At 39.3% G+C, this 20,924-nt stretch carries 17 protein-coding genes; 13 read left to right on the top strand and 4 right to left on the bottom strand.

What is annotated here, in order from left to right; all coding sequences use genetic code 11:
- The first annotated feature begins 1 nt into the window (after position 1).
- The 8 genes from WAA20_RS14645 (at position 2) to WAA20_RS14610 (ending at position 10,176) form a co-directional block, all read left to right on the top strand.
- Positions 2-1,498 carry an extracellular solute-binding protein gene (locus tag WAA20_RS14645; protein WP_073388158.1) on the top strand — a complete coding sequence of 499 codons (1,497 nt, stop codon included), beginning with the start codon at positions 2-4 and terminating at the stop codon, positions 1,496-1,498.
- A gap of 137 nt (positions 1,499-1,635) precedes the next feature.
- Positions 1,636-2,409: a helix-hairpin-helix domain-containing protein gene (locus WAA20_RS14640; RefSeq protein WP_081373848.1), complete on the top strand. Its 774-nt coding sequence runs from the start codon at positions 1,636-1,638 to the stop codon at positions 2,407-2,409.
- Positions 2,410-2,423: 14 nt separating this feature from the next.
- A complete protein-coding gene (locus tag WAA20_RS14635; protein WP_073388159.1) occupies positions 2,424-3,101 on the top strand; it encodes a response regulator transcription factor in 678 nt (225 codons plus the stop codon).
- Positions 3,102-3,107: 6 nt separating this feature from the next.
- A complete protein-coding gene (locus tag WAA20_RS14630; RefSeq protein ID WP_139263766.1) occupies positions 3,108-4,607 on the top strand; it encodes a HAMP domain-containing sensor histidine kinase in 1,500 nt (499 codons plus the stop codon).
- A 110-nt stretch (positions 4,608-4,717) separates the two neighbouring features.
- Entirely contained in the window at positions 4,718-5,704 is a 987-nt protein-coding gene (locus WAA20_RS14625; RefSeq protein ID WP_167562724.1) for a GerMN domain-containing protein, read from the top strand.
- A gap of 31 nt (positions 5,705-5,735) precedes the next feature.
- Positions 5,736-8,162, top strand: a complete 2,427-nt coding sequence (locus WAA20_RS14620) for a ComEC/Rec2 family competence protein (RefSeq protein WP_073388161.1) — start codon at positions 5,736-5,738, stop codon at positions 8,160-8,162.
- 152 nt (positions 8,163-8,314) lie between these two features.
- Positions 8,315-9,340 (top strand): DNA polymerase III subunit delta, encoded by a 1,026-nt coding sequence (gene holA / locus WAA20_RS14615; RefSeq protein ID WP_073388163.1) that lies wholly within the window; start codon positions 8,315-8,317, stop codon positions 9,338-9,340.
- Positions 9,341-9,435: 95 nt separating this feature from the next.
- Positions 9,436-10,176 (top strand): DUF1653 domain-containing protein, encoded by a 741-nt coding sequence (locus WAA20_RS14610; protein ID WP_073388165.1) that lies wholly within the window; start codon positions 9,436-9,438, stop codon positions 10,174-10,176.
- Between the two features lie 82 nt (positions 10,177-10,258).
- Here the strand turns inward: WAA20_RS14610 and WAA20_RS14605 are convergent, their stop codons facing one another.
- Together WAA20_RS14605 and WAA20_RS14600 are read right to left on the bottom strand one after the other, a co-directional pair.
- Positions 10,259-11,002, bottom strand: coding sequence for a phosphatase PAP2 family protein (locus WAA20_RS14605; RefSeq protein WP_073388167.1), 744 nt, complete (start codon positions 11,000-11,002; stop codon positions 10,259-10,261).
- Between the two features lie 181 nt (positions 11,003-11,183).
- Complete coding sequence (locus tag WAA20_RS14600; protein ID WP_073388170.1) at positions 11,184-12,152, bottom strand: diacylglycerol kinase family protein; 969 nt, start codon at positions 12,150-12,152, stop codon at positions 11,184-11,186.
- Between the two features lie 213 nt (positions 12,153-12,365).
- On the opposite strand from WAA20_RS14600, the gene glyA reads away from it, so the two are divergent.
- From glyA to WAA20_RS14575, 5 genes are all read left to right on the top strand, one after another.
- Complete coding sequence (glyA, locus tag WAA20_RS14595; RefSeq protein WP_073388173.1) at positions 12,366-13,604, top strand: serine hydroxymethyltransferase; 1,239 nt, start codon at positions 12,366-12,368, stop codon at positions 13,602-13,604.
- A gap of 806 nt (positions 13,605-14,410) precedes the next feature.
- Entirely contained in the window at positions 14,411-15,745 is a 1,335-nt protein-coding gene (locus WAA20_RS14590; protein WP_073388175.1) for a glycoside hydrolase family 3 N-terminal domain-containing protein, read from the top strand.
- A 96-nt stretch (positions 15,746-15,841) separates the two neighbouring features.
- Positions 15,842-16,192: a hypothetical protein gene (locus WAA20_RS14585; RefSeq protein WP_073388177.1), complete on the top strand. Its 351-nt coding sequence runs from the start codon at positions 15,842-15,844 to the stop codon at positions 16,190-16,192.
- Positions 16,179-17,525: a 23S rRNA (uracil(1939)-C(5))-methyltransferase RlmD gene (gene rlmD / locus WAA20_RS14580; RefSeq protein WP_073388179.1), complete on the top strand. Its 1,347-nt coding sequence runs from the start codon at positions 16,179-16,181 to the stop codon at positions 17,523-17,525. The genes WAA20_RS14585 and rlmD overlap by 14 nt, the downstream gene beginning before the upstream one ends.
- Before the next feature lie 109 nt (positions 17,526-17,634).
- Positions 17,635-18,204 (top strand): putative ABC transporter permease, encoded by a 570-nt coding sequence (locus tag WAA20_RS14575; RefSeq protein WP_073388181.1) that lies wholly within the window; start codon positions 17,635-17,637, stop codon positions 18,202-18,204.
- 161 nt (positions 18,205-18,365) lie between these two features.
- Here the strand turns inward: WAA20_RS14575 and WAA20_RS14570 are convergent, their stop codons facing one another.
- Together WAA20_RS14570 and WAA20_RS14565 are read right to left on the bottom strand one after the other, a co-directional pair.
- Positions 18,366-19,949, bottom strand: a complete 1,584-nt coding sequence (locus WAA20_RS14570; RefSeq protein ID WP_073388183.1) for a sodium/solute symporter — start codon at positions 19,947-19,949, stop codon at positions 18,366-18,368.
- A 162-nt stretch (positions 19,950-20,111) separates the two neighbouring features.
- Entirely contained in the window at positions 20,112-20,807 is a 696-nt protein-coding gene (locus tag WAA20_RS14565; RefSeq protein ID WP_073388185.1) for a flagellin, read from the bottom strand.
- Positions 20,808-20,924 lie beyond the last annotated feature (117 nt).

The raw sequence follows: 20,924 nt of genomic DNA, 5'->3' as shown, positions 1-20,924 counted from the left end.
GATGAATAAGAAAAAAAGATTTCTGTCTGTTATTCTGACAGTATGCGTACTTTTTATTTCCATGTTCTGCGCAAAACATGGAGGAAGCGTTTTATCAGGTGAAAACAGTTCCTTTTTTGCTACCAAAAAGACTACTATAAGGCTCTGGTATGATGATGATGCGCTTACTGATTACCTGCTTCAGTTGGCGGTAACATATAACGACACACATAAAAAAACAAGACTTGAGCCAACACTGGTATCAGCGCTTGAATATCTTGAGAATATTTCATCAGCTTCTGCAGCAGGAGAAATGTATCCTGATCTGTATATTCTTACGAATGATTCATTAGAAAAAGCATATCTGGCAGGACTTGCTACTCCTGTTGAAAGCTCGACACTTTCTGAAAGTCAGTATCCACAGGCTGCGCTTAAAAGTGTAACTTATAATGGCCAGTATATTGCTTATCCTTATTATTTCGAGACCAGTACTCTTTTGTACAACAAGACCTATCTTGAAAATGCAGCCCGTGACTCACTTGAAAACGAATACTATTTGGAAAATATGGAAGAGACTGATGATATGACTGATCAGGAAGCTTCTGATAATGCTGCATTTGAAGGCTCTGTAGAAATCTCTGATGAGCAGGTTGCACAGCGTGTTGGCGAGATGCTTCCGGATACGATAACAGATATCATCAAGTTTGCTGAGACTTATAATGCTCCTCAGGAAGTTGAGGCCGTGTTTAAGTGGGATGTGTCTGATATTTTTTATAATTACTTCTTTGTTGGAAATTATATAAATATTGGTGGAGATGCCGGAGATGATTCTCAGCAGATAGATATTTATAACGAGAATACTATAAGATGTATGGATCTGTATCAGCAGCTCAATCAGTTTTTTGCTATCGATTCACACTCTTCAACTTATGAGAATATCATACAGGACTTCATCGGAGGAAAGATTGTATTTACACTTGCAACAACAGATGCCCTTGAGTCTATAGCTGAGGCCCAGCAAAATGGCGAGTGTCCATATGAATATGGTGTAGTTCCTATGCCGGCTCTTATGGATGATATAGGAACAAGGACCATGTCGGTTACTAGATGTATAGTAGTTAATGGCTACTCAGAGCATTTCAAGGAAGCTAATGAAGCAGCAGAATATCTGTGCGGCAGATATGATGATAACCTGTATGAGATGACAGGCAAGGTTTCAGCTAATAGAAATGTTCAGCATAAAGAAGCAGGACTTACCGGATTTATGGAAGCTTACGAAGGATCTGTTCCTATGCCGAAGATGATCGCAACTTCTAATTTCTGGATGCAGCTTGAGATCTCATTCGAAGAGATCTGGGAAGGTGCTGATCCTAATGAAACACTCAGAAATGTTTCCAGCAGGGTCAAAACTCAGGTATCAGGCAGTGAACAGATAGTAGAAGAGGCTCCGATAGATTTTACCTGTGATGTGACCTGGACTCAGGCAGAAGAGTATTATGATGAAGGAATGACGGAATAATAGAAGCACCATATACTTTATTGATAATATTTTTACGATAAATAGTGACCTTGCAAGCTCAAAAGGACTTGCAAGGTCTTTGTTTTTGAAATAAAATATAGTATGTATGCATGGCGGGATCCTCTTAAGGGAGGAACATGCAGTTAGTTAGATCAAAAGCCGGATTTTTTCTGGTCTTATTAGTTGTAACCATGCTCGTTTGCGGTTGCAGATCAAATGATTATCAGGTTTTACAAAGTAAGGAATCATCTGCTGAGGGCAGTAATGTTGAAGCTGGAAGCAAAGATGATCCTGCATCAGTGACAGATTCTGAGGCGCAGGCAGATAGTAGCTGTCAGGACGTTAGTGCTACAGACGTGGATATCTGCGAATCGGTTGTCGTGGTGTATGTATGCGGAGCTGTTAATAACAGCGGTGTATACGAGCTTTCATCAGGTTCAAGGATTGCAGATGCTGTTGAGGCAGCAGGCGGATTCAGTGATGAAGCTGACAGAGAGTACCTTAATCTTGCAATGACAGTTTCTGATGGCATGAAGATTCAGATACCAACAGTAGATGAAACGCGTCAGCTTAAAGAGTCTGATGACAAGGCTGATTCTACAGGTACTTCTGCAAATGAAGACTCAGGTGATCATTTTGTTGTAACTTCTGAAGGCGAGGCTGTTGATACTAATAAAACCGTATCGAATGAATCTGACAATAAAGCTGATAGTGGCAATTCTTTAGTTAATATAAACACTGCCACCAAAGAAGAACTTTGCAGTTTGAGTGGTATTGGAGAGTCAAGAGCTGATGCCATCATAACGTATCGTGAACAAAACGGACCGTTTAGTTGTATTGAAGATATTATGAAGGTCAGTGGAATTAAAGATAAAGTTTTTGAACAGATCAAAGACAGAATAACAGTATAGAAAGTGGGGACAATATGTCACGTAAAGCACTCGTTGTAGATGATGAAAAGTCAATAGTAAAGGGACTTAAGTTTAGTTTGGAACAGGATGACATGGAAGTTGACTGCGCTTATGACGGTGCAGAGGCTTTGGAACTGGCAAGGGCCAACAAATACGATATCATTCTTCTGGATGTAATGCTTCCGGAGCTTTCAGGATTTGATGTATGTCAGGCGATAAGAGAGTTCAGTAATGTTCCTGTTATCATGCTTACAGCTAAGGGCGATGATATGGACAAGATCCTTGGACTTGAATACGGTGCTGATGACTATATCACAAAACCATTTAATATACTTGAAGTAAAGGCAAGGATCAAAGCGATCATCCGCCGTTCTGCTTCTGTAGAATCAATGTCTGAGATGATATTTGGTGATCTTAAGATCAACAAGGAATACAGAAGAGTATTTGTAAGAGATAAAGAAATAAGCCTTACAAGCCGCGAGTTTGAAGTTCTTGAACTTCTTGCTGCACATTCAGGAAAGGTATTTTCTCGTGATGAACTTCTTACAGATATCTGGGGAGATGAGTACCCTGGTGATGTAAGAACTGTTGACGTTCATGTAAGAAGACTTCGTGAGAAGCTTGAGTCTAATCCAAGTGAGCCTAGATATGTAAGAACAAAATGGGGCTCAGGATATTATTTTCAGGCATGATCCAGTATGAACCTTAAATCAGTTTTTAGTGAAATAATACATAAATTAAAGATAGTCAATATATTCAGAAGCCTGCGTGCACGTATCTTTATACTTATCTTTGTGACTGGTTTTATATCCTGTCAGGTCGTTCATTTTGCGATCATCGAAACGTATGAAGGGCGTGCAGTTGCAGTTCGTACAACAGAGGCCCAGACACAGGCACGTATCCTGGCTGATCATCTGATCACCTATGGATACCTGCAGGATACCTCTTCTGAAATTGTCGGCGCTGAGCTTGATATGCTTGCCAATCTTTATGATGGCCGTGTCATGATCATCGATGACAATCTTAAAATTATCAAGGATACTTACGGAATCAGTGAGAAAAAGACCATTATTTCTGAAGAAGTTGTAAAGTGTCTTAAACAAGGCGATAACGGTACAACATCTGTTTATGATGCTAATAATGGTTATATTGAGATCACTACGCCTATCACCCAGACCAGGATCACAGAAGATGAATCCGGCAATGAAGTAGAGGTTGAGGAGGTTGTAGGTGTAATTCTTACGAGTGTTTCTACTGATAACATAAGTACTACACTTGATATTCTTAACCAGAATGCAAGCTCCATAGAACTCATAATAATCATAGTCATATTTATGTTTTCTTTGTTTGCGGCTAATATTCTGCTTAAACCCTTCGACAGGATCACAAATGCGATCAATGATATTAAGGCTGGATTTACCAATGAGGATATCTCTGTTCCTGATTATCTGGAGACAGAGCACATCGTTACGGCTTTTAACCAGCTTCAGAGCAGGATGAAGACTTTGGATGAGTCTCGTCAGGAATTTGTTTCAAACGTATCGCATGAGCTTAAGACACCAATTACCTCAATGAAGGTTCTGGCAGATACACTTGTAGCTCAGCCGGATGCACCTATAGAGATGTATCAGGATTTCATGCAGGATATAAGTAAGGAAGTAGACAGGGAAGCTACGATAATAGATGACCTTCTGTCACTTGTTAAGATGGATAAGACTGCGGCGCAGCTTAATATCTCAACAGTTGATGTCAATGAGATGACAGAGATCATTTTGAAGAGGCTTCGTCCTATTGCAAGAAAGAATAATATAGAGCTTACATTTGATTCAAGACGCCCTGTTACAGCAGAGATCGATGAAGTTAAGCTTTCACTTGCAATAATGAATATTGTTGAGAATGCTATCAAGTACAATAAAGAACAGGGTTGGGTTAAAGTTATACTTGATGCAGATCATCAGTTCTTTACAATAACAATTTCCGATTCCGGTGTTGGTATTCCGGAAGATTCTACGGATCTTATATTTAACAGGTTCTATAGAGTAGATAAGTCAAGATCAAGAGAAATCGGTGGAACGGGACTTGGTCTTTCAATTACCAAGAGTGCAATACTAATGCATCGCGGATCTATCGATGTAGACAGCGTACTTGGTGAGGGAACGACATTTACTGTTACTATACCTCTTAGCTATGCTAAGTGATCGAAATAAACATAAATATTTCAGCTTAAAATATTTCACTTAAGAGATTCTAGATATATTTTGAGATGAATTTGGGTCAAAGTGATTATATAGGGAGAAACAGAGTTAGAATGAATAGCTTTATCTTTTCTCTGAAAAATAGAATAAAGTACGGTTTTGGAAAAAAGGGTATATCTGCTCTTTTTATTACCATTTGTATGTCTTTGTCTGCATGTGCTGGTAATTCAGGCGTTATCGGGAAATCTGATAGTGATGATGCTAATGAGGTTAAAATATACTATGTTAACTCTGCAGAGACAGGCATAATAGCAGATGACTATACTCTTAAATCAGACATAGAAGATACTGATGCTGTTATTGCTGAGCTTATAGAGCAGCTTTCCAAGAATCCTGATACTTTTTCTTATGAAGCACCTCTTGCAGGAAGAATTGCGCTCATAGATTACAGTCTGACAGATGATAGCCTTATTTTGAATTTTGATGAGTCCTATAATTCTGTTGAGCATGTTACTGAGATTCTTGACAGAGCTGCAATGGTGCGCACTTTGACACAGATCGATGCTGTTAAGACAGTTACATTTCAGGTTAACGGCAGCCCTCTGACTGATGCTTCCGGAACTGTAGTCGGTGGTATGACAGAGGATACCTTCATCTATAATGCCGGTAATGAGATCAATACATATGAAAAAGTTACACTTACGCTTTATTTCACCAATGAAGAAGGCGATGGTCTTGTAAAGGTATATCGTACAGTTGTATTTAACAGTAATATTTCCATGGAGAGGATCGCGCTGGAGCAGCTTATCGCTGGCCCTAATACGGATGAAGTTTATCCTACCATCAATCCTGAGACTACTATCAATTCCATCACTGTAAGGGACGGAATCTGCTACGTAGATCTTAATTCGGCATTTACTACTGAACCATATACTGTTACAGCTCAGACAGCTATATATTCAATAGTTAATACACTTTCAGATTTTAATGAAGTTAATAAAGTTCAGATCACAGTTGACGGAAACAAGGATGTCAAATTTATGGACAGCGTTAGTCTTTCCGGAACATTTGAAAGAAATCTGGAGATCAATATAGAGTAAAAGAAATAATAGTTACAAATTAGGAGTAAATATGTTTAAACGTCCACTATGCCTTATAGCATCGGCATTTGTGGCGGCTGTTTTTGTATTCCTTTTGTTCTATCCACCGGACTATTCTGATCCGGGCAAAGAGAACGGGGAAGTTATCACTGTATCGGGTAAGGTCACATCTAAAGAGACCGGAACCGATTTCGATGGAAATCAGGTACAAGTTCTATATATCAAAGAATCAGGGAAAGATGATACTATAGTAAAAGTATATCTTTCGTCTTCGTATCAGAGCAATTTCGAAACTATTCCACAAATAGGTGAACAGGTTGTTGTACAGGGAGAGTACTATGCTTTTAACAGGGCAAGTAATCCCGGTGAATTCGACAGTCGCAAGTATTATAAGATTTTAAAAATTGAATATCAGGTAAGAGATGGAAGCGTGCAATATCGTGATCTTAATGCGAATTCCTTTAAAGAAAGTCTGTACAGGATCAGGATGTACCTGTCCGGTATTTTAGACCAGACCTTTAATGAAGAGGATGCTTCAGTTATGAAAGCTATGCTCCTTGGTGACAGAACTTCTATGGACGAGGAAATAAAAGGACTGTATCAGGGTGCAGGAATAATACATATCTTAAGTATATCAGGTCTTCATATCTCGATTCTTGGAATGGGGTTATATAAGCTTTTGAGAAAGTGCAGAATCCCGATAATCCCGGCATCTGTCGTAGCTATATCCTTGATGTTGTCATATGGAGTTATGTGCGGGATGGGAACATCTGCCATAAGAGCTATAATCATGTTCAGCCTTCATATGATCGCAACAGTCATAGGAAGATCTTACGATATGCTTACAGGTATAGCTGTAGCCGCTATGCTCCTTATAATAGAGCAGCCACTTTACATTTATCACAGCGGATTTTTGATGAGCTTTGGAGCTGTGATAGGAATAGGGCTTGTGCTTCCGACTATGCAAGTGGTGCGTAAGACAGAGTATAAAAAGAGAATGGATAAGCTGATAAGGGATGGCAAGAAGTTGGAGCTTGGGGATTACCTGGCTATTGCCAGGGAGAAGGTTACAGAAAGCGCATTTTCCATAGTCAAAGCTTCGCTTTCGGTATCATCAGTATGCCTTCCTGTGCAGATGAACACTTATTATACATTTCCGGTATATTCGGTGTTTCTTAATATTCTGGTACTTCCGTTTATGACTATATTACTTGGACTTGGAATTATAGTCCTTATAAGCGGAAGTGTGATGATAGAATTAACCCTTATCCCCGGCTTGTTGTGCCACGTGATACTTGCAATGTATAAAAGTATATGCATTGGTAGCAGGCTTCTTCCGTGGAATACATGGTATGCAGGACATGCAGATACTTGGCAGGTAGTAGTGTATTATATATTACTTATAGTATTTATATTATTGCATAAGTATATAAATGGGAAATATCACATAAGAGATAATGAATGTGATATTGTTGCCAAAGAAGATGTCATAGCTAAAGAAGATGTCATAGCTAAAGAAGATAACACAGCTATAAGAGATAAAATGCGTATAAAAGCAGGCCTTGTAGAATGTAAATATTTAATACCTATATATATTATACCTATAATTGCGGTTGTAATACTCTCTATTCGCATACGCCCTGATCTTCGTATGGTTTTCCTTCATGTAGGCCAGGGAGATGGAATAGTGATAGAGGCAGGTGACATGACCTTCCTTGTGGATGGCGGCAGCACCTCCAAGAACAGTGTTGGCCAATATATACTGACTCCATACCTTAAATACGAAGGCATAGGCTATATAGATGCCTGTATTATAACTCATGAAGATAAGGATCATATTTCAGGCGTAATGGAGCTGCTTGAGGCGATGCCTAATGGCGGAATACAGATAGGGAATCTGATCCTTCCTGATTGTTCTGAAGATAGTAGAGAAGACAGTTATAAAGAGCTTGAAGAAGCTGCATTAAATGCAGGCGTTCCTGTTTCTTATATAAAAAGGGGAGATACCCTTAGTACTGGAAATGATGAAATTAGTATAGAGTGTCTTGGGCCCGTAGAGGGACTTAGGACAGAAGGGGCTAATGCACATTCTACTATCCTTTTTATCAGATATGGAGACTTTACAAGCCTTCTTACAGGAGACGTTGAAGAGGAGGGACTAAGCAGTCTTAATGAGTATCTGGAACAGAACCAGAATACTTATTCAAACGTTACACTTTTAAAGGTTCCTCATCATGGTTCAAGATATACAACTGATGAAAGATTCTTGGACTTGCTTAACCCTGCATGCGCTGTTATATCTGCCGGCAGGAACAATATGTACGGCCATCCTCATGATGAGGTGCTTGAAAGACTTGAAAACGTGGAATCAGATTATTACATTACTTATGAGACAGGTGCAGTTACAGTTGATTGTGATGGAGACTATAGTAAACTGTCAGTGTTTTTACCACAATAAACATGAAAATGGACTGCATCGGCTTATTTTTGATTTGATTAAAGATGAGCGAGCCAGCACACTAGGATTGTGGTAAGATAGTAAGGTCAGAGGAGATCAATATATTCTCCTGGCCCATGCGGCCAAATCTGAAGAACCAATAGGAGGCATAGATGCCGGCTAAGACATCAGAATTCAAAGCTAAACATAATGAGATAGTACAGGATATCAAGGGAGAAAACTTTAAACACTGCTATCTTGTATATGGTGAAGAGGCATATCTTCGTAATCAGGTCAGGGATGAACTCAAAAAAGCTCTTCTTGGAAGCGGCGATGCAATGAATATGTCCAGGTTCGAGGGTAAAGATATAAACGTTGCTGAAGTAATAGATATGGCTGAAACAATGCCCTTTTTTGCCCCAAGACGTGTTATTGTAATAGAAGAGTCAGGCCTTTGTAAAAACGGATGTCCGGAACTTGCCGAGTACCTGAAGTCGCCTTCAGAAACTGCCTATTTTCTTATGGTAGAAAGCAGCGTTGATAAGCGTAAAGATATGTATAAGGCTGCAAATGCTGGTGGGATCACGATCGAGTGCGATACGCCAGACATTGGCGATCTAAGAATGTGGGCGGCCAGAAGACTTAAGAATAATGGATTTAATGTAGCAGAGAGTACGCTCAATTTTTTCTTTGAAAGAGTTGGAACAGATATGTCCAATGCTGCCAATGAGCTTGAGAAGATCATCTGCTTTTGTGATGGAAGAGATACAGTTACGGTGGCGGATGTTGACGCTGTATGTGCGAACTGGCTTTCCAATCAGATATTTGCTATGACGGATGCGATCGTTGAACACAACCAGAAGAAGGCTATGGATCTGTATTATGATCTTCTGGCACTTCGAGAGCCGCCTCAGAAGATACTGGCGCTTATCTTCAGACAGTTCAATATAATGCTTCAGGTCAAAGAAATGGCTGACAATCACAAGGATAAAGGAGCTATAGCATCAGCTGTTCATCTTGCTCCATTTATTGTAGGCAAGTATATAAACTGGGCAAGATCTTATACTACGGCGCAGCTTAAAAAATGCCTGGAACTTTGCGTTGAAAATGACGAAGCCTATAAGAGTGGTAAACTCGATGATGTAATTAGCGTAGAGATGATAATCGTTAAGTGTTCATCTAAGCCAAAATCAGCATAATACAACATAAGTGTAGGACGTTTTTTGATTCGAATTTTTGAGAGATCAAATATTTATAATAGATTCAGGAATTATAAACCAAGGAGGACTAAAGTATGGAAAGACCCATGCCACAACAGATCTACAGACATTTTAAGGGGAATCTTTATCAGGTTCTTACAATAGCGATTCATTCAGAGACAAGAGAAGAACTTGTTATATATCAGGCTCTTTACGGTGATTTCAAAGTATATGCAAGACCACTTTCTATGTTTACAAGCCCTGTAGACAGGGTTAAATATCCCGATGTTAAGCAGCAGATGAGATTCGAGAAAGTTGATCCGGCTACCCTTGCAGGTAATGGATCATTAAATCCACTTGGCATTAAACCTGCCCAGCAAGCCTCAGAAGGATCTTTATATAAGCCTGAAAATAAGCAGGAAAATAAGCCGGAGAATAAGGCTGAAAATAAGAGCGGCATTGAGACAGTAAGAGATTCATTTGTGGTTAGACCTGAAAAGAAGGTTGAACCTGTTATCAATATTCAAAAAGTGCCGGAACATCAAGCGTCAAGTTCAGCTTATTCAAATAGCGATTACATGAATAAGACAATAGAAGATGAGGCTGATGAGCTCAATCTTGATCCTAATGTTGTTGCCTTTCTTGATAGCGATTCAGCAAAGGCAAGGATCCAGATCCTTGAGAGAATAAGACCTGTTGTCACTGATGACATGATCGACATTATGGCCATGGCAATCGATGTGGAAGTTGCGCCTGGTGATGTGTATGACAGACTTTCAGATCTTAGAAACTGTCTTGAAAAAGTTGCCAGATTTGAGACAGAAAGACTTAGATAATAATATACTAAAAAAATACAGAAACCATTATCAAAAAAGCTCTCCGCACAAGTGTGCAGAGAGCTTTATTATTTGAGTATTATTAAAGTCTGATTTCCTGAGTAGCCACCTCGCCTTCCTCTTCGAGAGGATCGATAAAATGGATCTTTCTAAGGAAGTTCAATACAATATCTGAGCGATAAACTATATAATACATAACCAGCGCAAGTGCGATTCCGCTCACAACATCTGTTACAGAATGCTGCTTGATGAACATGGTTGAAAGAACTATGGATACAGCGATCACATGAGAGTTTATCTTCCAGCCTTTGCTGAATCTCTTGCTGTAGGAGATGCTGAATGCACCGCCTATTGCATTATATACGTGCATGCTTGGGAATACGTTTGTAGGTGTATCGTATTTGTAAAACATAGCCACAAGCCTTGTAAAAATATTATCACGTTCAAACTGGCTTGGTCTAAGGTACTGAACTGTCGGGAATATAGTGGAGATGATAAGGAAAAGTGTCATTCCTGTTCCGAGAAATATCATAAATCTCCAATAGTCTTCCTTTTCAAATTTTAATAACGGAAATGCGGTACAAAAGGCGATAAAGAAAAACCAAAGGATATACGGAATTACGAATACTTCGCAAAATGGAATCATATCGTCAATTCGTGTGTGCATTTCTGTAAAGTGAATAACTCTACGTGTCTCTATGTAGTTGAACCATACCAGATATATTACAGCATATATAGCAGTGGGAATCGCCATCAATATAGATTCCTTCACTCTTGCGGCCGTAAAAGGCTTGCTGAAGCTATCTGCTTTCATGAAATTTTGCATGTTTTTTCCTTCTCTTAAAAATGTTAAATGGCAAGATGTCCGAAGTTACAAATAATACTATACTCGCACATTAACATATCTGCAAGATGAAACCAACCGAAAAAATATCGATATTTCGCTAAAAAATGGTGAATTATTACAAAAAGTGTAAAAATCGAACTCCCAAATGAATATCGGACAATTACACAATAAGCTTAAGCTTAAAACCTGAATTATATATTAAAATATCGTCAGATTTTATGGAAACTTCTCCATCGGTATGAACCCACAAAGGTTTTTCAGTCTTAATGTGGATTTCACTGCTTTTAAGTTCATGAAGTCCCTTGTATTTAAAATGCTTGCCTTTTTTGGCAGAAGGAAGAGCTCTTAATATAGAAGGGACAGACATATCACCTGCAACACAGATGTCGAATATACCATCAGTATAGTCTGCATTAGGACCGAACATAAAGCCGCCGCCTTCATAAGGATGAATCATTGCAGCAGCAAAGATAGCCTTATCAAGATGGAGGTGTTCACCTTCCTTGGTAGTGATGTCCATGGCATTTTTTTCTATAGAGAATATCTGATGAAGAGCTATAAAAAGATATGTAAGTTTACCGAGCTTTACTGCATTAAGCACTTTCTTGAACCTGGAAGAAAGTGCCTCTTCGCATACTGCAGCATCAAAGCCGATTCCTGCACTTACATCAAAGTATCTGGTTGTCTCTATTTTTTCATCATGGAGTCTTGAATATGTTGATGATACATGTTTGTATTCGATCTTACCTATATCAGTTGAACGAAGAACTTTTCCTTCTGTGATCCTTTTTATAAGCTCGTCGGTGCCTACTTTGATGCCAAGGCCAAGAGCCAGGTCTCCGGCAGATCCGCCCGGGATATATCCAAGAACGATTTTATCAAAATCAGTGATACCGTTAATAACTTCATTCATAGTACCATCGCCGCCGATGACAATGAGCTTTATAGGACCTTCATCGCCAGAGTGCTTTTCTATTAATGAAGTTGCAAGTCTCTTGGCATCCCCAGCCTTCTTTGTGGTAGCAACCTGATATTTGAGACCAGCAACAACAAAACCTTCTTCAAGTTTCTTCCAAGTATAATATCCCCTTCCCGATCCTGATCCGGGATTGACAATAACATAAAACATTTTTTAATACCTCCTTGTAGCGCGCATAATATTTATATAATAAACCCATTACAAAATTAATCTAAATATTTTTGAATATTTGTTCAAAATATTATTTTTGTCATATAGAATTTGATTTATCTATATGCTATGATATGCCAAGTGATGCTAAAAAACCAGTAGAAAACCGTTCAAGTCGGTAGATATTGTAAAAGAGAGTGTAGGAGAGAAAAAATGTATTCATTGGATGAAGTCAAAAAGTTCGACCCTGAAATAGCTCAGGCAATTGAGGATGAAATGCAGCGCCAGAACGATCACATAGAGCTGATCGCTTCCGAGAACTGGACCAGTAAGGCTGTTATGGCAGCTATGGGAAGCCCGCTTACTAATAAGTATGCAGAAGGTCTTCCTGGAAAAAGATATTATGGCGGATGCTACGTAGTAGACCGCGTTGAAAACCTCGCAAGAGAGCGTGCCAAAAAGCTCTTCAACTGCGATTACGTTAATGTTCAGCCTCATTCAGGTGCTCAGGCTAACCTTGCAGTGCAGTTTGCACTCCTTCAGCCCGGCGATACTATCATGGGAATGAATCTCAATCAGGGCGGACACCTTTCACATGGTAGCCCTGCTAACATCTCCGGAACATATTTCAATGTCATCCCTTATGGTGTTGATGAAAACGGATTTCTTGATTATGACGAGATGAAGAGACTTGCAATGGAGCATAAGCCAAAGCTTATCATTGCAGGAGCTTCTGCATATTGCAGAACAATTGACTTCAAGAAATTCAGAGAAGCAGCAGATGCATGCGGCGCTATTCTTATGGTAGATATCGCTCACATTGCAGGACTTGTGGCAGCAGGACTTCATCCAAGCCCATTCCCATATGCTGACGTTGTAACTACAACAACTCACAAGACGCTTAGAGGACCAAGAGGCGGTATGATCATGTGGAATCAGGCTGCTCAGGACAAGTTCAAGTTTAACAAGGCTGTATTCCCAGGAATTCAGGGCGGCCCTCTTGAACACGTTATCGCAGCTAAGGCAATCTGCTTCAAGGAAGCTCTTGATCCTTCTTTCAAGGTATACCAGCAGAGCGTTATCGATAATGCAAAGGCTCTCAGCGAAGGCCTTATGAAGAGAGATATCAAGATCGTATCAGGCGGAACTGACAACCACCTTATGCTCATAGATCTTACTAACTATGATCTTACTGGCAAAGAGGTTGAGGCATGGCTTGACGAAGCTCATATCACAGCTAACAAGAATACAATTCCTAACGAGAAGCAGTCTCCATTTGTAACAAGTGGTATCCGTCTTGGAACTCCTGCTGTCACAACAAGAGGCATGAACACAGAAGATATGGATAAGATCGCTGAAGCTATCGCTACTGTTATCAAGAAAAAAGAAGCAGGAATCGAAGAAGCTAAGGCAATCGTTAAGTCTCTTACAGACAAATATCCTCTTATCTGATTTCTCTATTTTCGTATAAATCTGAAAATTTAAGCCATGACATTTAGTTTTTCAAAAGCTATGTGTCATGGCTTTTTTAGTGCATTTGAAGATATATGATTTTGGGTTTCCTTTTTGAGAAGCTGAATTAAATGAATCCGGATTTTTGAAATTACCATAATTCTTGAGGAAACGAAGATGAAAAAATATGATTACAATAGTCAGAAAATAATATAAAATTAAAACAATATGCAGAAATAAGATTTATATATCAATTAATAAACAGAATACAAATAAAAAATAAGCAAATTGACTTGACAAATTGAAAACGCTTTAGTATACTATAATCAATCCAAACGAATTAAGGAAGAAAAATACTTCGGGGGACCGAAAGAAAGGTAGGTATACTCCAAAGACATAAGTAATTTACTATAACTGCTGGAAAGGAAGGTACGGACCACCAGACAATTAAAATTTGATTTATGATTAAGAATTAGTGTCATATGATTACAACGGCTTTAGTACATGATTAGTGGCGACGATCAATATCTCTATCTTGACCACCACAGCTTTTAAAAGCACAAGTGAATGGAAAAAGCAGGTTGAGAAAACGGAGGAACAGTCCCTTGGGATGTGAAGAACCAACGCAGTTTAATAACGTAGTAATTAGTAATAAAGTTTCAACAGAATGAAGAACGGTGGCTTGAAGATAAAAGGTCGCCGTTCTTTTTTTGCGCTTTTTGTGTTAAAATATTTTTAAGTATTGTCATTACTATTTTTTTCATTTTCAATATGTTCTTATTTTCGGTTAGGGAGGGAAAAAAGATATGAGGGAAGAAAATAATAATGCAGTAATTGATGAAACTCAGGATTTTGAACAGGGTAATGTTCAGGAAAAGTCTAAGCAACAAAAAAGAGAAAGTCGTCGCCGCCGTCGCCGCAGGTCCCAATTTATAGCTTATTTAATAGTAGTTGTTTTGTTTTCAGTCACTATAGCTGGGCTTGTATGGGGAATAAAAAAGGTTTCGGCAGCAGTAATTAACCATCAGAATGAAAAAGAAGCAGCTATCGCAACATCAGAAAGTTCTGAAAATGAAGAAATAGCAATAATTACTCCTGATGATGAAGAAGTACCGCTTGCTTCTGAAACAGAAGAAATGGTTAATAACAGGATAGACGGAACACTTCTGGACATGACTTTGGAAGAAAAGGCAGCATATATTTTTTTCGTAACACCTGAACAACTTACCGGAGTTGACAGTGCAGTAAAGGCCGGAAGTAGTACACAGGCAGCACTTGAACAGTATACAGTAGGCGGAATCGTATATTCGTCTAATAATATAAAGAGCGATGATCAGATAAAAGAAATGCTTGCAACAACATCTCAGATGAGTAGATTTCCTCTGCTTCTTGCTGTATCAGAAGAGGGTGGAAGCAGAAGCGTAGCAGCTACGAGCCTTGGGATTACAACAACTAAAGCTCCTTCGCAGATTGAAGGGAGTGATGATGCCGTGGCTAATGCAGAAGCGCTCGGATCCTATCTTATCAATTACGGTTTTAATCTGAATCTGGCTCCAAACCTTGGACTTACAGACTCGGAAAATTCTTTCGGAACAGATGCTAATCTTACAGCTCAGATGGCATCTGTATATGTAACATCACTTGAGACAAAGGGTGTAAGCGCGTGCGTTACTTCTTTCCCGGTTGCAGTTACAGACCCTTCAGCAGGTCTTCAAACGGTAGATCTGTCTATGGAAGAACTGCAGGCAGGCGCATTTATTCCATTTCAGTATGCTATAGATTCAGGTGTAGATGCGATCATGGTAAGTAACGTAGCATGTCCTGCTATTTCGGGTGACGGAATACCTTGCAGCCTTTCGGGCGGTGCTATAACTGATACTTTAAGAGGCTCGCTTGGATATAACGGTATAGTTATTACAGATGCTATGAATGTACCGGCAATCACAGGATCATATTCTTCAGGTCAGGCTGCTGTTGCGGCTATTATTGCCGGAGCAGACATGATCTATATGCCTGAAGATTTCCAGGAAGCATACAATGGTATCATGGAAGCTCTTAGCACAGGAGTGATCACAGAAGATAGACTTGATGAGTCAATCAGACGTATACTTCGTGTAAGATATATGTATGAAGCGATGTAAATTTCGTAAAAATGCATATTGGAATATTTAAGATCTTTAAGTAAAATACACCCTTGGGCTACAACAAAATTTATAAATCATTAAGGAGAAGACATAATGTCAAGCATATTACATGAGTCTCAGAACTTTGACAACGAAGTTGTGTTTTGCAATATTTTATCTCAGAGAGACAAAAAAGAGCTTGAAAGAATCTTTTTGAAAAATAGGATTTCATACTACATTGACTGGCAGAAGCAGTCATTATGGCAGAGATTATTTTCAAGAAAAGGTAATGATCGTATCAACTGCTTTGTTAAGATCAACAGAAGTGAAGTTGAAAAGGCTTATGGCCTTGTTAAGAATATTCAGGGTATTAAGTTCAAAGATATTACAGGTGATACAGAAAGAAGAGCAGTTACAAAGCGTGCGCTCATGGATGAGGCAGAGGATTTAGATGATGATGAATAAGAAGACCGGTAAAACGGGAACTTCAAAAGTTCAGAAAAAGGCTGATAACAGCTCTAAGGCTAAGAAGGCTGGTAATAGTTTAAAGACAAAAAAAGCTGATTTCAGCTTAAAAACTAAGAAGTCAGGATCTGTTTCAGCTAAGATTAAATCAGATAAAAAGAACTCTGATGTAATTGCTAAAGCTGCAAAAAGATGTAAGGTTTCATCAAAGTGTGGCGGCTGTCAGTTTATAGATATGCCTTACAAGAAGCAGCTTAAAGTTAAGCACGACAGACTAGAAGAGCTTATCGGCAAGTACTGTGAGGTTGGAGAGTTTATTGGCATGGAGGATCCTGATCATTACAGATGCAAGGTCCATGCTGTATTTACTCATGACAGAAAAGGTAATCCTCTTTCGGGTATCTATCAAGAAGGTTCGCACAAGGTTGTACCTGTGGATGCATGCCTTCTGGAAGATAAGAAGGCAGATGATATCATTGCCACAATAAGAGGAATGCTCCGTTCCTTTAAGATCAAAACTTATGATGAAGACTATGGCCAGGGCCTCCTTCGTCATGTACTTATAAGAGTTGGAAAAAACAGTGGTCAGATAATGGTCATCCTGATTCTGACAAGTCCGATTCTTCCTTCCAAGAATAACTTTGTGAAGGCCCTTTTAAAGGCACATCCTGAGATCACAACTATTGTACTTAATGTTAATGACAAGCATACAAGTATGATCCTTGGAGAACAGGAAAAAGTTCTTTATGGCAAAGGATACATTACAGATACAGTCTGTGGTATGGAGTTTAAGATATCTCCTAAGTCCTTCTATCAGGTTAATCCTGTTCAGACTGAGAAGATGTATTCAAAAGCTATAGAGCTGGCACATCTTGATGGAACAGAAGAAGCTCTTGACTGTTATAGCGGAGTCGGAACTATTGGTATTATCGCAAGTCCACACGTTAAGCATGTCACAAGCGTTGAGATCAACGCAGATGCCGTTAAGGATGCTATCTGGAATGCAAAGAATAATGGAATCAAGAATGTAACATTTTATAAAAATGATGCTACAAGATTCATGCAGCAGATGGCAGATTCGGGAGATAAGGCAGACGTAGTATTCATGGACCCTCCAAGAAGTGGTGCTACAGAAGAGTTCCTTTCTTCACTATTCGTACTTGGACCTAAGAAGGTAGTATATATTTCCTGCGGCCCTGATTCACTTGCAAGAGATCTTGGAATATTTACAAAGAACGGATACAGAGTTACTGACTGCGTTCCGGTTGATATGTTCTGCCATACCAGATCAATAGAAACTATTGTATTACTAAAGAGAGCAGATATTAAGTAAAGACTATGAGCAAAGTGGTCAGATCTGGCCACTTTGCTTTTTTACAATAGGGAATTCCGACAAATTTCCTGTTATTACAATAATATGAAGAGGGGAGTTTTATAGGAGAATGGAAATTGTTTTAACGGAAAAAGATAATAAACAAAAGCTTATTAATACGATCAGTGATTACTTTGAATGTTTTCTGGTGTACTGCTTCCTTGGATGGGTATATGAATCCATATGGTGCGATGTGATATATCATAAGAGAGGTTTTCTTAACAGAGGAGTTCTCTTTGGACCATGGCTTCCCATCTACGGTATAGGCTTTTTTATAATACTTGGAATATTTGCATTTCTTAAGATCAAAAAGCCCTTGTATGTATTTATAGTCGGAGGCATAATTGCAACTTTGTCTGAGCTTGTTGCAAGTTACATATTAGAAGCTACCATGGGTAAATACATGTGGGACTACACCGGATATTTTATGAACTTTGATAGTAGGATCGCCCTTGTTCCGGGACTTATGTTTGGACTTCTCATTTGTGTAGCGATCTGCTGTATTCATCCTGCTATTGTAAGATTTCAGAATAAGAACAGATCGAATAGGATTCATAAAATTTGCTTCATGATTATTACAGCCTTATTTATATGTGATCTTATAAGCAGAATATGGCTTGGAAGTAACTTTAGCGGGTGAAAACTCAAAACAAGTAACTGGCTTAACGCATATAAGGACAAAAAATAGGTAACTGACTTAACGCATATAAAGACAAAAAAGTAACTGACCTAACGCATATAAAGCGAAAAGTCAGTTACTTTTTTATTAGATAAAATATATAGTATTTGGATAAAAACTATTTAAACAGCATTTTCTCTGTTCTCTTCGTCTTCTTCAGATATCTCTTCCTCAGTCTCATCTTCTTCAAGACTGTAGCGCTTTTCAACGGTAACTGTAGCATTGTAGCATTCGAAGATATCATCCACAGTTTTCTTGTCCATCTTAGGAGTCAGAAGACTCACTACAGGAACGATCACAAGACCGGCCGCCATTGTGATGGCGCCTGCATTGATAGGAGAAGCAATGTAGTGGAAGGCCATGTTTGAAAGAGTGATACCTACACCTGAAATAAAGCATGCCCATACAGATGCCTTGGTTGTCTTTTTCCAATACAGGCCATAAAGGAATGGTGCAAGGAATGAACCTGCAAGGGCGCCCCAGGAATAGCCCATGAGCTGAGCTATAAATGTGGGAGGGTTAAGGGCCATTATTACAGAGAGGACTATAAATACTACAAGAAGGGCTCTCATAGTGATGAGCTGCTTCTTTTCATTCATCTTCTTATTGATCTGAGCTATGAGATCAAGGGTTACAGAAGAACTTGATGTAAGTACAAGTGATGAAAGTGTAGACATGGAAGCGGAGAGTACAAGTACTATTACGATACCGATCAGAATATTTGGAAGGCCTGAGAGCATTGTAGGAACGATTGCATCATATGCAACAGAGCCGTCTGGATTAAGGATTGCTGCATTGCCGCTGTAGAGCCTTGCGAAGCCGCCGAGGAAGTATGAACCTCCGGCAACAACTAATGCAAACAATGTAGAAATGATAGTTCCTGCCTTGATAGCCTTTTCATCACGGATAGCGTAGAATTTGCCGACCATCTGTGGAAGCCCCCATGTTCCAAGTGATGTAAGGATCACAACGCCCAGAAGGTTAAGTGGATCGGGGCCAAAGAAGGAAGTGAAGGCACCGTGCATGCCGCTTGTAACAGCAAGGTCTGAATCATACTCAGAGAGAGTAGTGAGCGCCTGAATAAATCCCCCGTTGTTGTGGAGAACTGCAAAGATAACAGCGCTGATACCAAAGAGCATGATGATACCCTGTACGAAGTCATTGACTACTGTTGCCATGTAGCCTCCGAGGATTACATATACGCAGGTAAGGGCTGCCATTACGATTACGCATACACCATAAGGAATATCAAAGGCCATTCTGAAAAGTCTTGAAAGACCGTTATATACTGAGGATGTATAAGGAATGAGGAAAGTAAAAGAGATAAGAGCAGCAGCAAGTCTGAGGCTCCTGCTTTCAAATCGCTTACCAAAAAAGTCGGGCATGGTTCTTGAATCAAGGTGCTTGGTCATGACTCTTGTGCGTCTTCCAAGGATGCGCCATGCAAGAAGTGAACCTATCATAGCATTACCAATACCTGCCCAGGTAGCGGATATACCGTATTTATAACCAAACTGTCCTGCATATCCAACAAATACTACTGCAGAAAAATAAGATGTTCCGTATCCAAAAGCTGTAAGCCATGGACCAGCGGTTCGTCCCCCTAGAACGAAACCTTCAACATTGTGGGCGTGTTTTCTGGTAGAAACACCTATCAGAATCATTACGGTGAAAAAGATGATTAGAAATAGAACTTTTACTGCCATTTTAGGCCTCCTCCTGAATAATATAGTTTTAATGCTTTAAAACGTTACGCTTTAAATCACTAAAATAAATATTATCATAATAAGGCTGCCAAGTAAACTGTTTTACATACGCCAAAAAGGACCAGACACAAGGTCTGGTCCTTTTTAGTGGGTTGCGATTTATTAGCTGACACCAAGAATTTTCTTGTTGTCGTCTTCCTGATCTTCCATCTGCTTTTTAAGCATTGCGTTATTTACATCATCCATAGTCTTGGATGCGCTAAGTCCTACTGAAGCCTTAGCCATGTCAGCATCCTGGATGCGGCTAAGAGCTGCTGCACTGTTGATCTCTGTAATAGAAGCTATATTAGCTGCATGAGAAGCTGCATTGGTTGCAGCTCCGTTAGCTGCCATAGCTGAGTACAGAGAATCGGTTGCACTTTCGATAGAACTTAAGTCAAATCCTGAACCTGAAGCAGCTGCTACAGTATCAGCAGAAAGAACATTCTGTTCATTATAAGTAGTACCCGCAAGTGATGATACTCCCTGATTCATGATATTCATGTGATCATAGATCGTTGCTTTATCACCGCTTGAGAGGGTGTCGTTACCGGCTTGTACGCTTTTGGTTGTCTTATCAGCAAGGTATGAATTCATACCGCTCATAGCACCATCAGCTACATTATTCCTCATTATCTGTGATTTATAATTAGATGCGCTGGCATTTGCTGTATTTATCTGGCTTGTAAGCCTGGATGCTATAGCACTGCCTGCAGCATCATCGGCGGCGGAATTGATCTTCTTGCCGCTAATAAGCTGTTTCATCCACTTCCCTGTGTTGGAATGGTAGCTTGAAACACCTGCTACATTCATACTCATTTCCAATCTCCTTGATTCTAAAAAGAAACAATATATTAACTCTATTTTGATTATAACACTCTTATAAAAATACCTCAACTCAAAAAAATATAAAAATATGATAAAAATTATGATAGC

Source organism: Butyrivibrio fibrisolvens, assembly GCF_037113525.1.
GTDB classification, from domain to species: Bacteria; Bacillota; Clostridia; order Lachnospirales; family Lachnospiraceae; genus Butyrivibrio; species Butyrivibrio fibrisolvens.
The sequence above is the reverse complement of the archived record's forward strand: the minus strand, read 5'-3'. Positions and strand labels throughout refer to the sequence as shown.

What these genes read in the sequence shown, in the direction of transcription:
- WAA20_RS14570 (WP_073388183.1), bottom strand. Translation starts at nt 19,949, where the DNA reads ATGGCAGTAAAAGTTCTATTTCTAATCATCTTTTTCACCGTAATGATT.
- WAA20_RS14600 (WP_073388170.1), bottom strand. Translation starts at nt 12,152, where the DNA reads ATGTTTTATGTTATTGTCAATCCCGGATCAGGATCGGGAAGGGGATAT.
- WAA20_RS14590 (WP_073388175.1), top strand. Translation starts at nt 14,411, where the DNA reads ATGAGGGAAGAAAATAATAATGCAGTAATTGATGAAACTCAGGATTTT.
- holA (WP_073388163.1), top strand. Translation starts at nt 8,315, where the DNA reads ATGCCGGCTAAGACATCAGAATTCAAAGCTAAACATAATGAGATAGTA.
- WAA20_RS14620 (WP_073388161.1), top strand. Translation starts at nt 5,736, where the DNA reads ATGTTTAAACGTCCACTATGCCTTATAGCATCGGCATTTGTGGCGGCT.
- WAA20_RS14610 (WP_073388165.1), top strand. Translation starts at nt 9,436, where the DNA reads ATGGAAAGACCCATGCCACAACAGATCTACAGACATTTTAAGGGGAAT.
- WAA20_RS14605 (WP_073388167.1), bottom strand. Translation starts at nt 11,002, where the DNA reads ATGCAAAATTTCATGAAAGCAGATAGCTTCAGCAAGCCTTTTACGGCC.
- WAA20_RS14635 (WP_073388159.1), top strand. Translation starts at nt 2,424, where the DNA reads ATGTCACGTAAAGCACTCGTTGTAGATGATGAAAAGTCAATAGTAAAG.
- WAA20_RS14645 (WP_073388158.1), top strand. Translation starts at nt 2, where the DNA reads ATGAATAAGAAAAAAAGATTTCTGTCTGTTATTCTGACAGTATGCGTA.
- WAA20_RS14625 (WP_167562724.1), top strand. Translation starts at nt 4,718, where the DNA reads ATGAATAGCTTTATCTTTTCTCTGAAAAATAGAATAAAGTACGGTTTT.
- WAA20_RS14630 (WP_139263766.1), top strand. Translation starts at nt 3,108, where the DNA reads ATGAACCTTAAATCAGTTTTTAGTGAAATAATACATAAATTAAAGATA.
- rlmD (WP_073388179.1), top strand. Translation starts at nt 16,179, where the DNA reads ATGATGATGAATAAGAAGACCGGTAAAACGGGAACTTCAAAAGTTCAG.
- WAA20_RS14565 (WP_073388185.1), bottom strand. Translation starts at nt 20,807, where the DNA reads ATGAGTATGAATGTAGCAGGTGTTTCAAGCTACCATTCCAACACAGGG.
- WAA20_RS14575 (WP_073388181.1), top strand. Translation starts at nt 17,635, where the DNA reads ATGGAAATTGTTTTAACGGAAAAAGATAATAAACAAAAGCTTATTAAT.
- WAA20_RS14585 (WP_073388177.1), top strand. Translation starts at nt 15,842, where the DNA reads ATGTCAAGCATATTACATGAGTCTCAGAACTTTGACAACGAAGTTGTG.
- WAA20_RS14640 (WP_081373848.1), top strand. Translation starts at nt 1,636, where the DNA reads ATGCAGTTAGTTAGATCAAAAGCCGGATTTTTTCTGGTCTTATTAGTT.
- glyA (WP_073388173.1), top strand. Translation starts at nt 12,366, where the DNA reads ATGTATTCATTGGATGAAGTCAAAAAGTTCGACCCTGAAATAGCTCAG.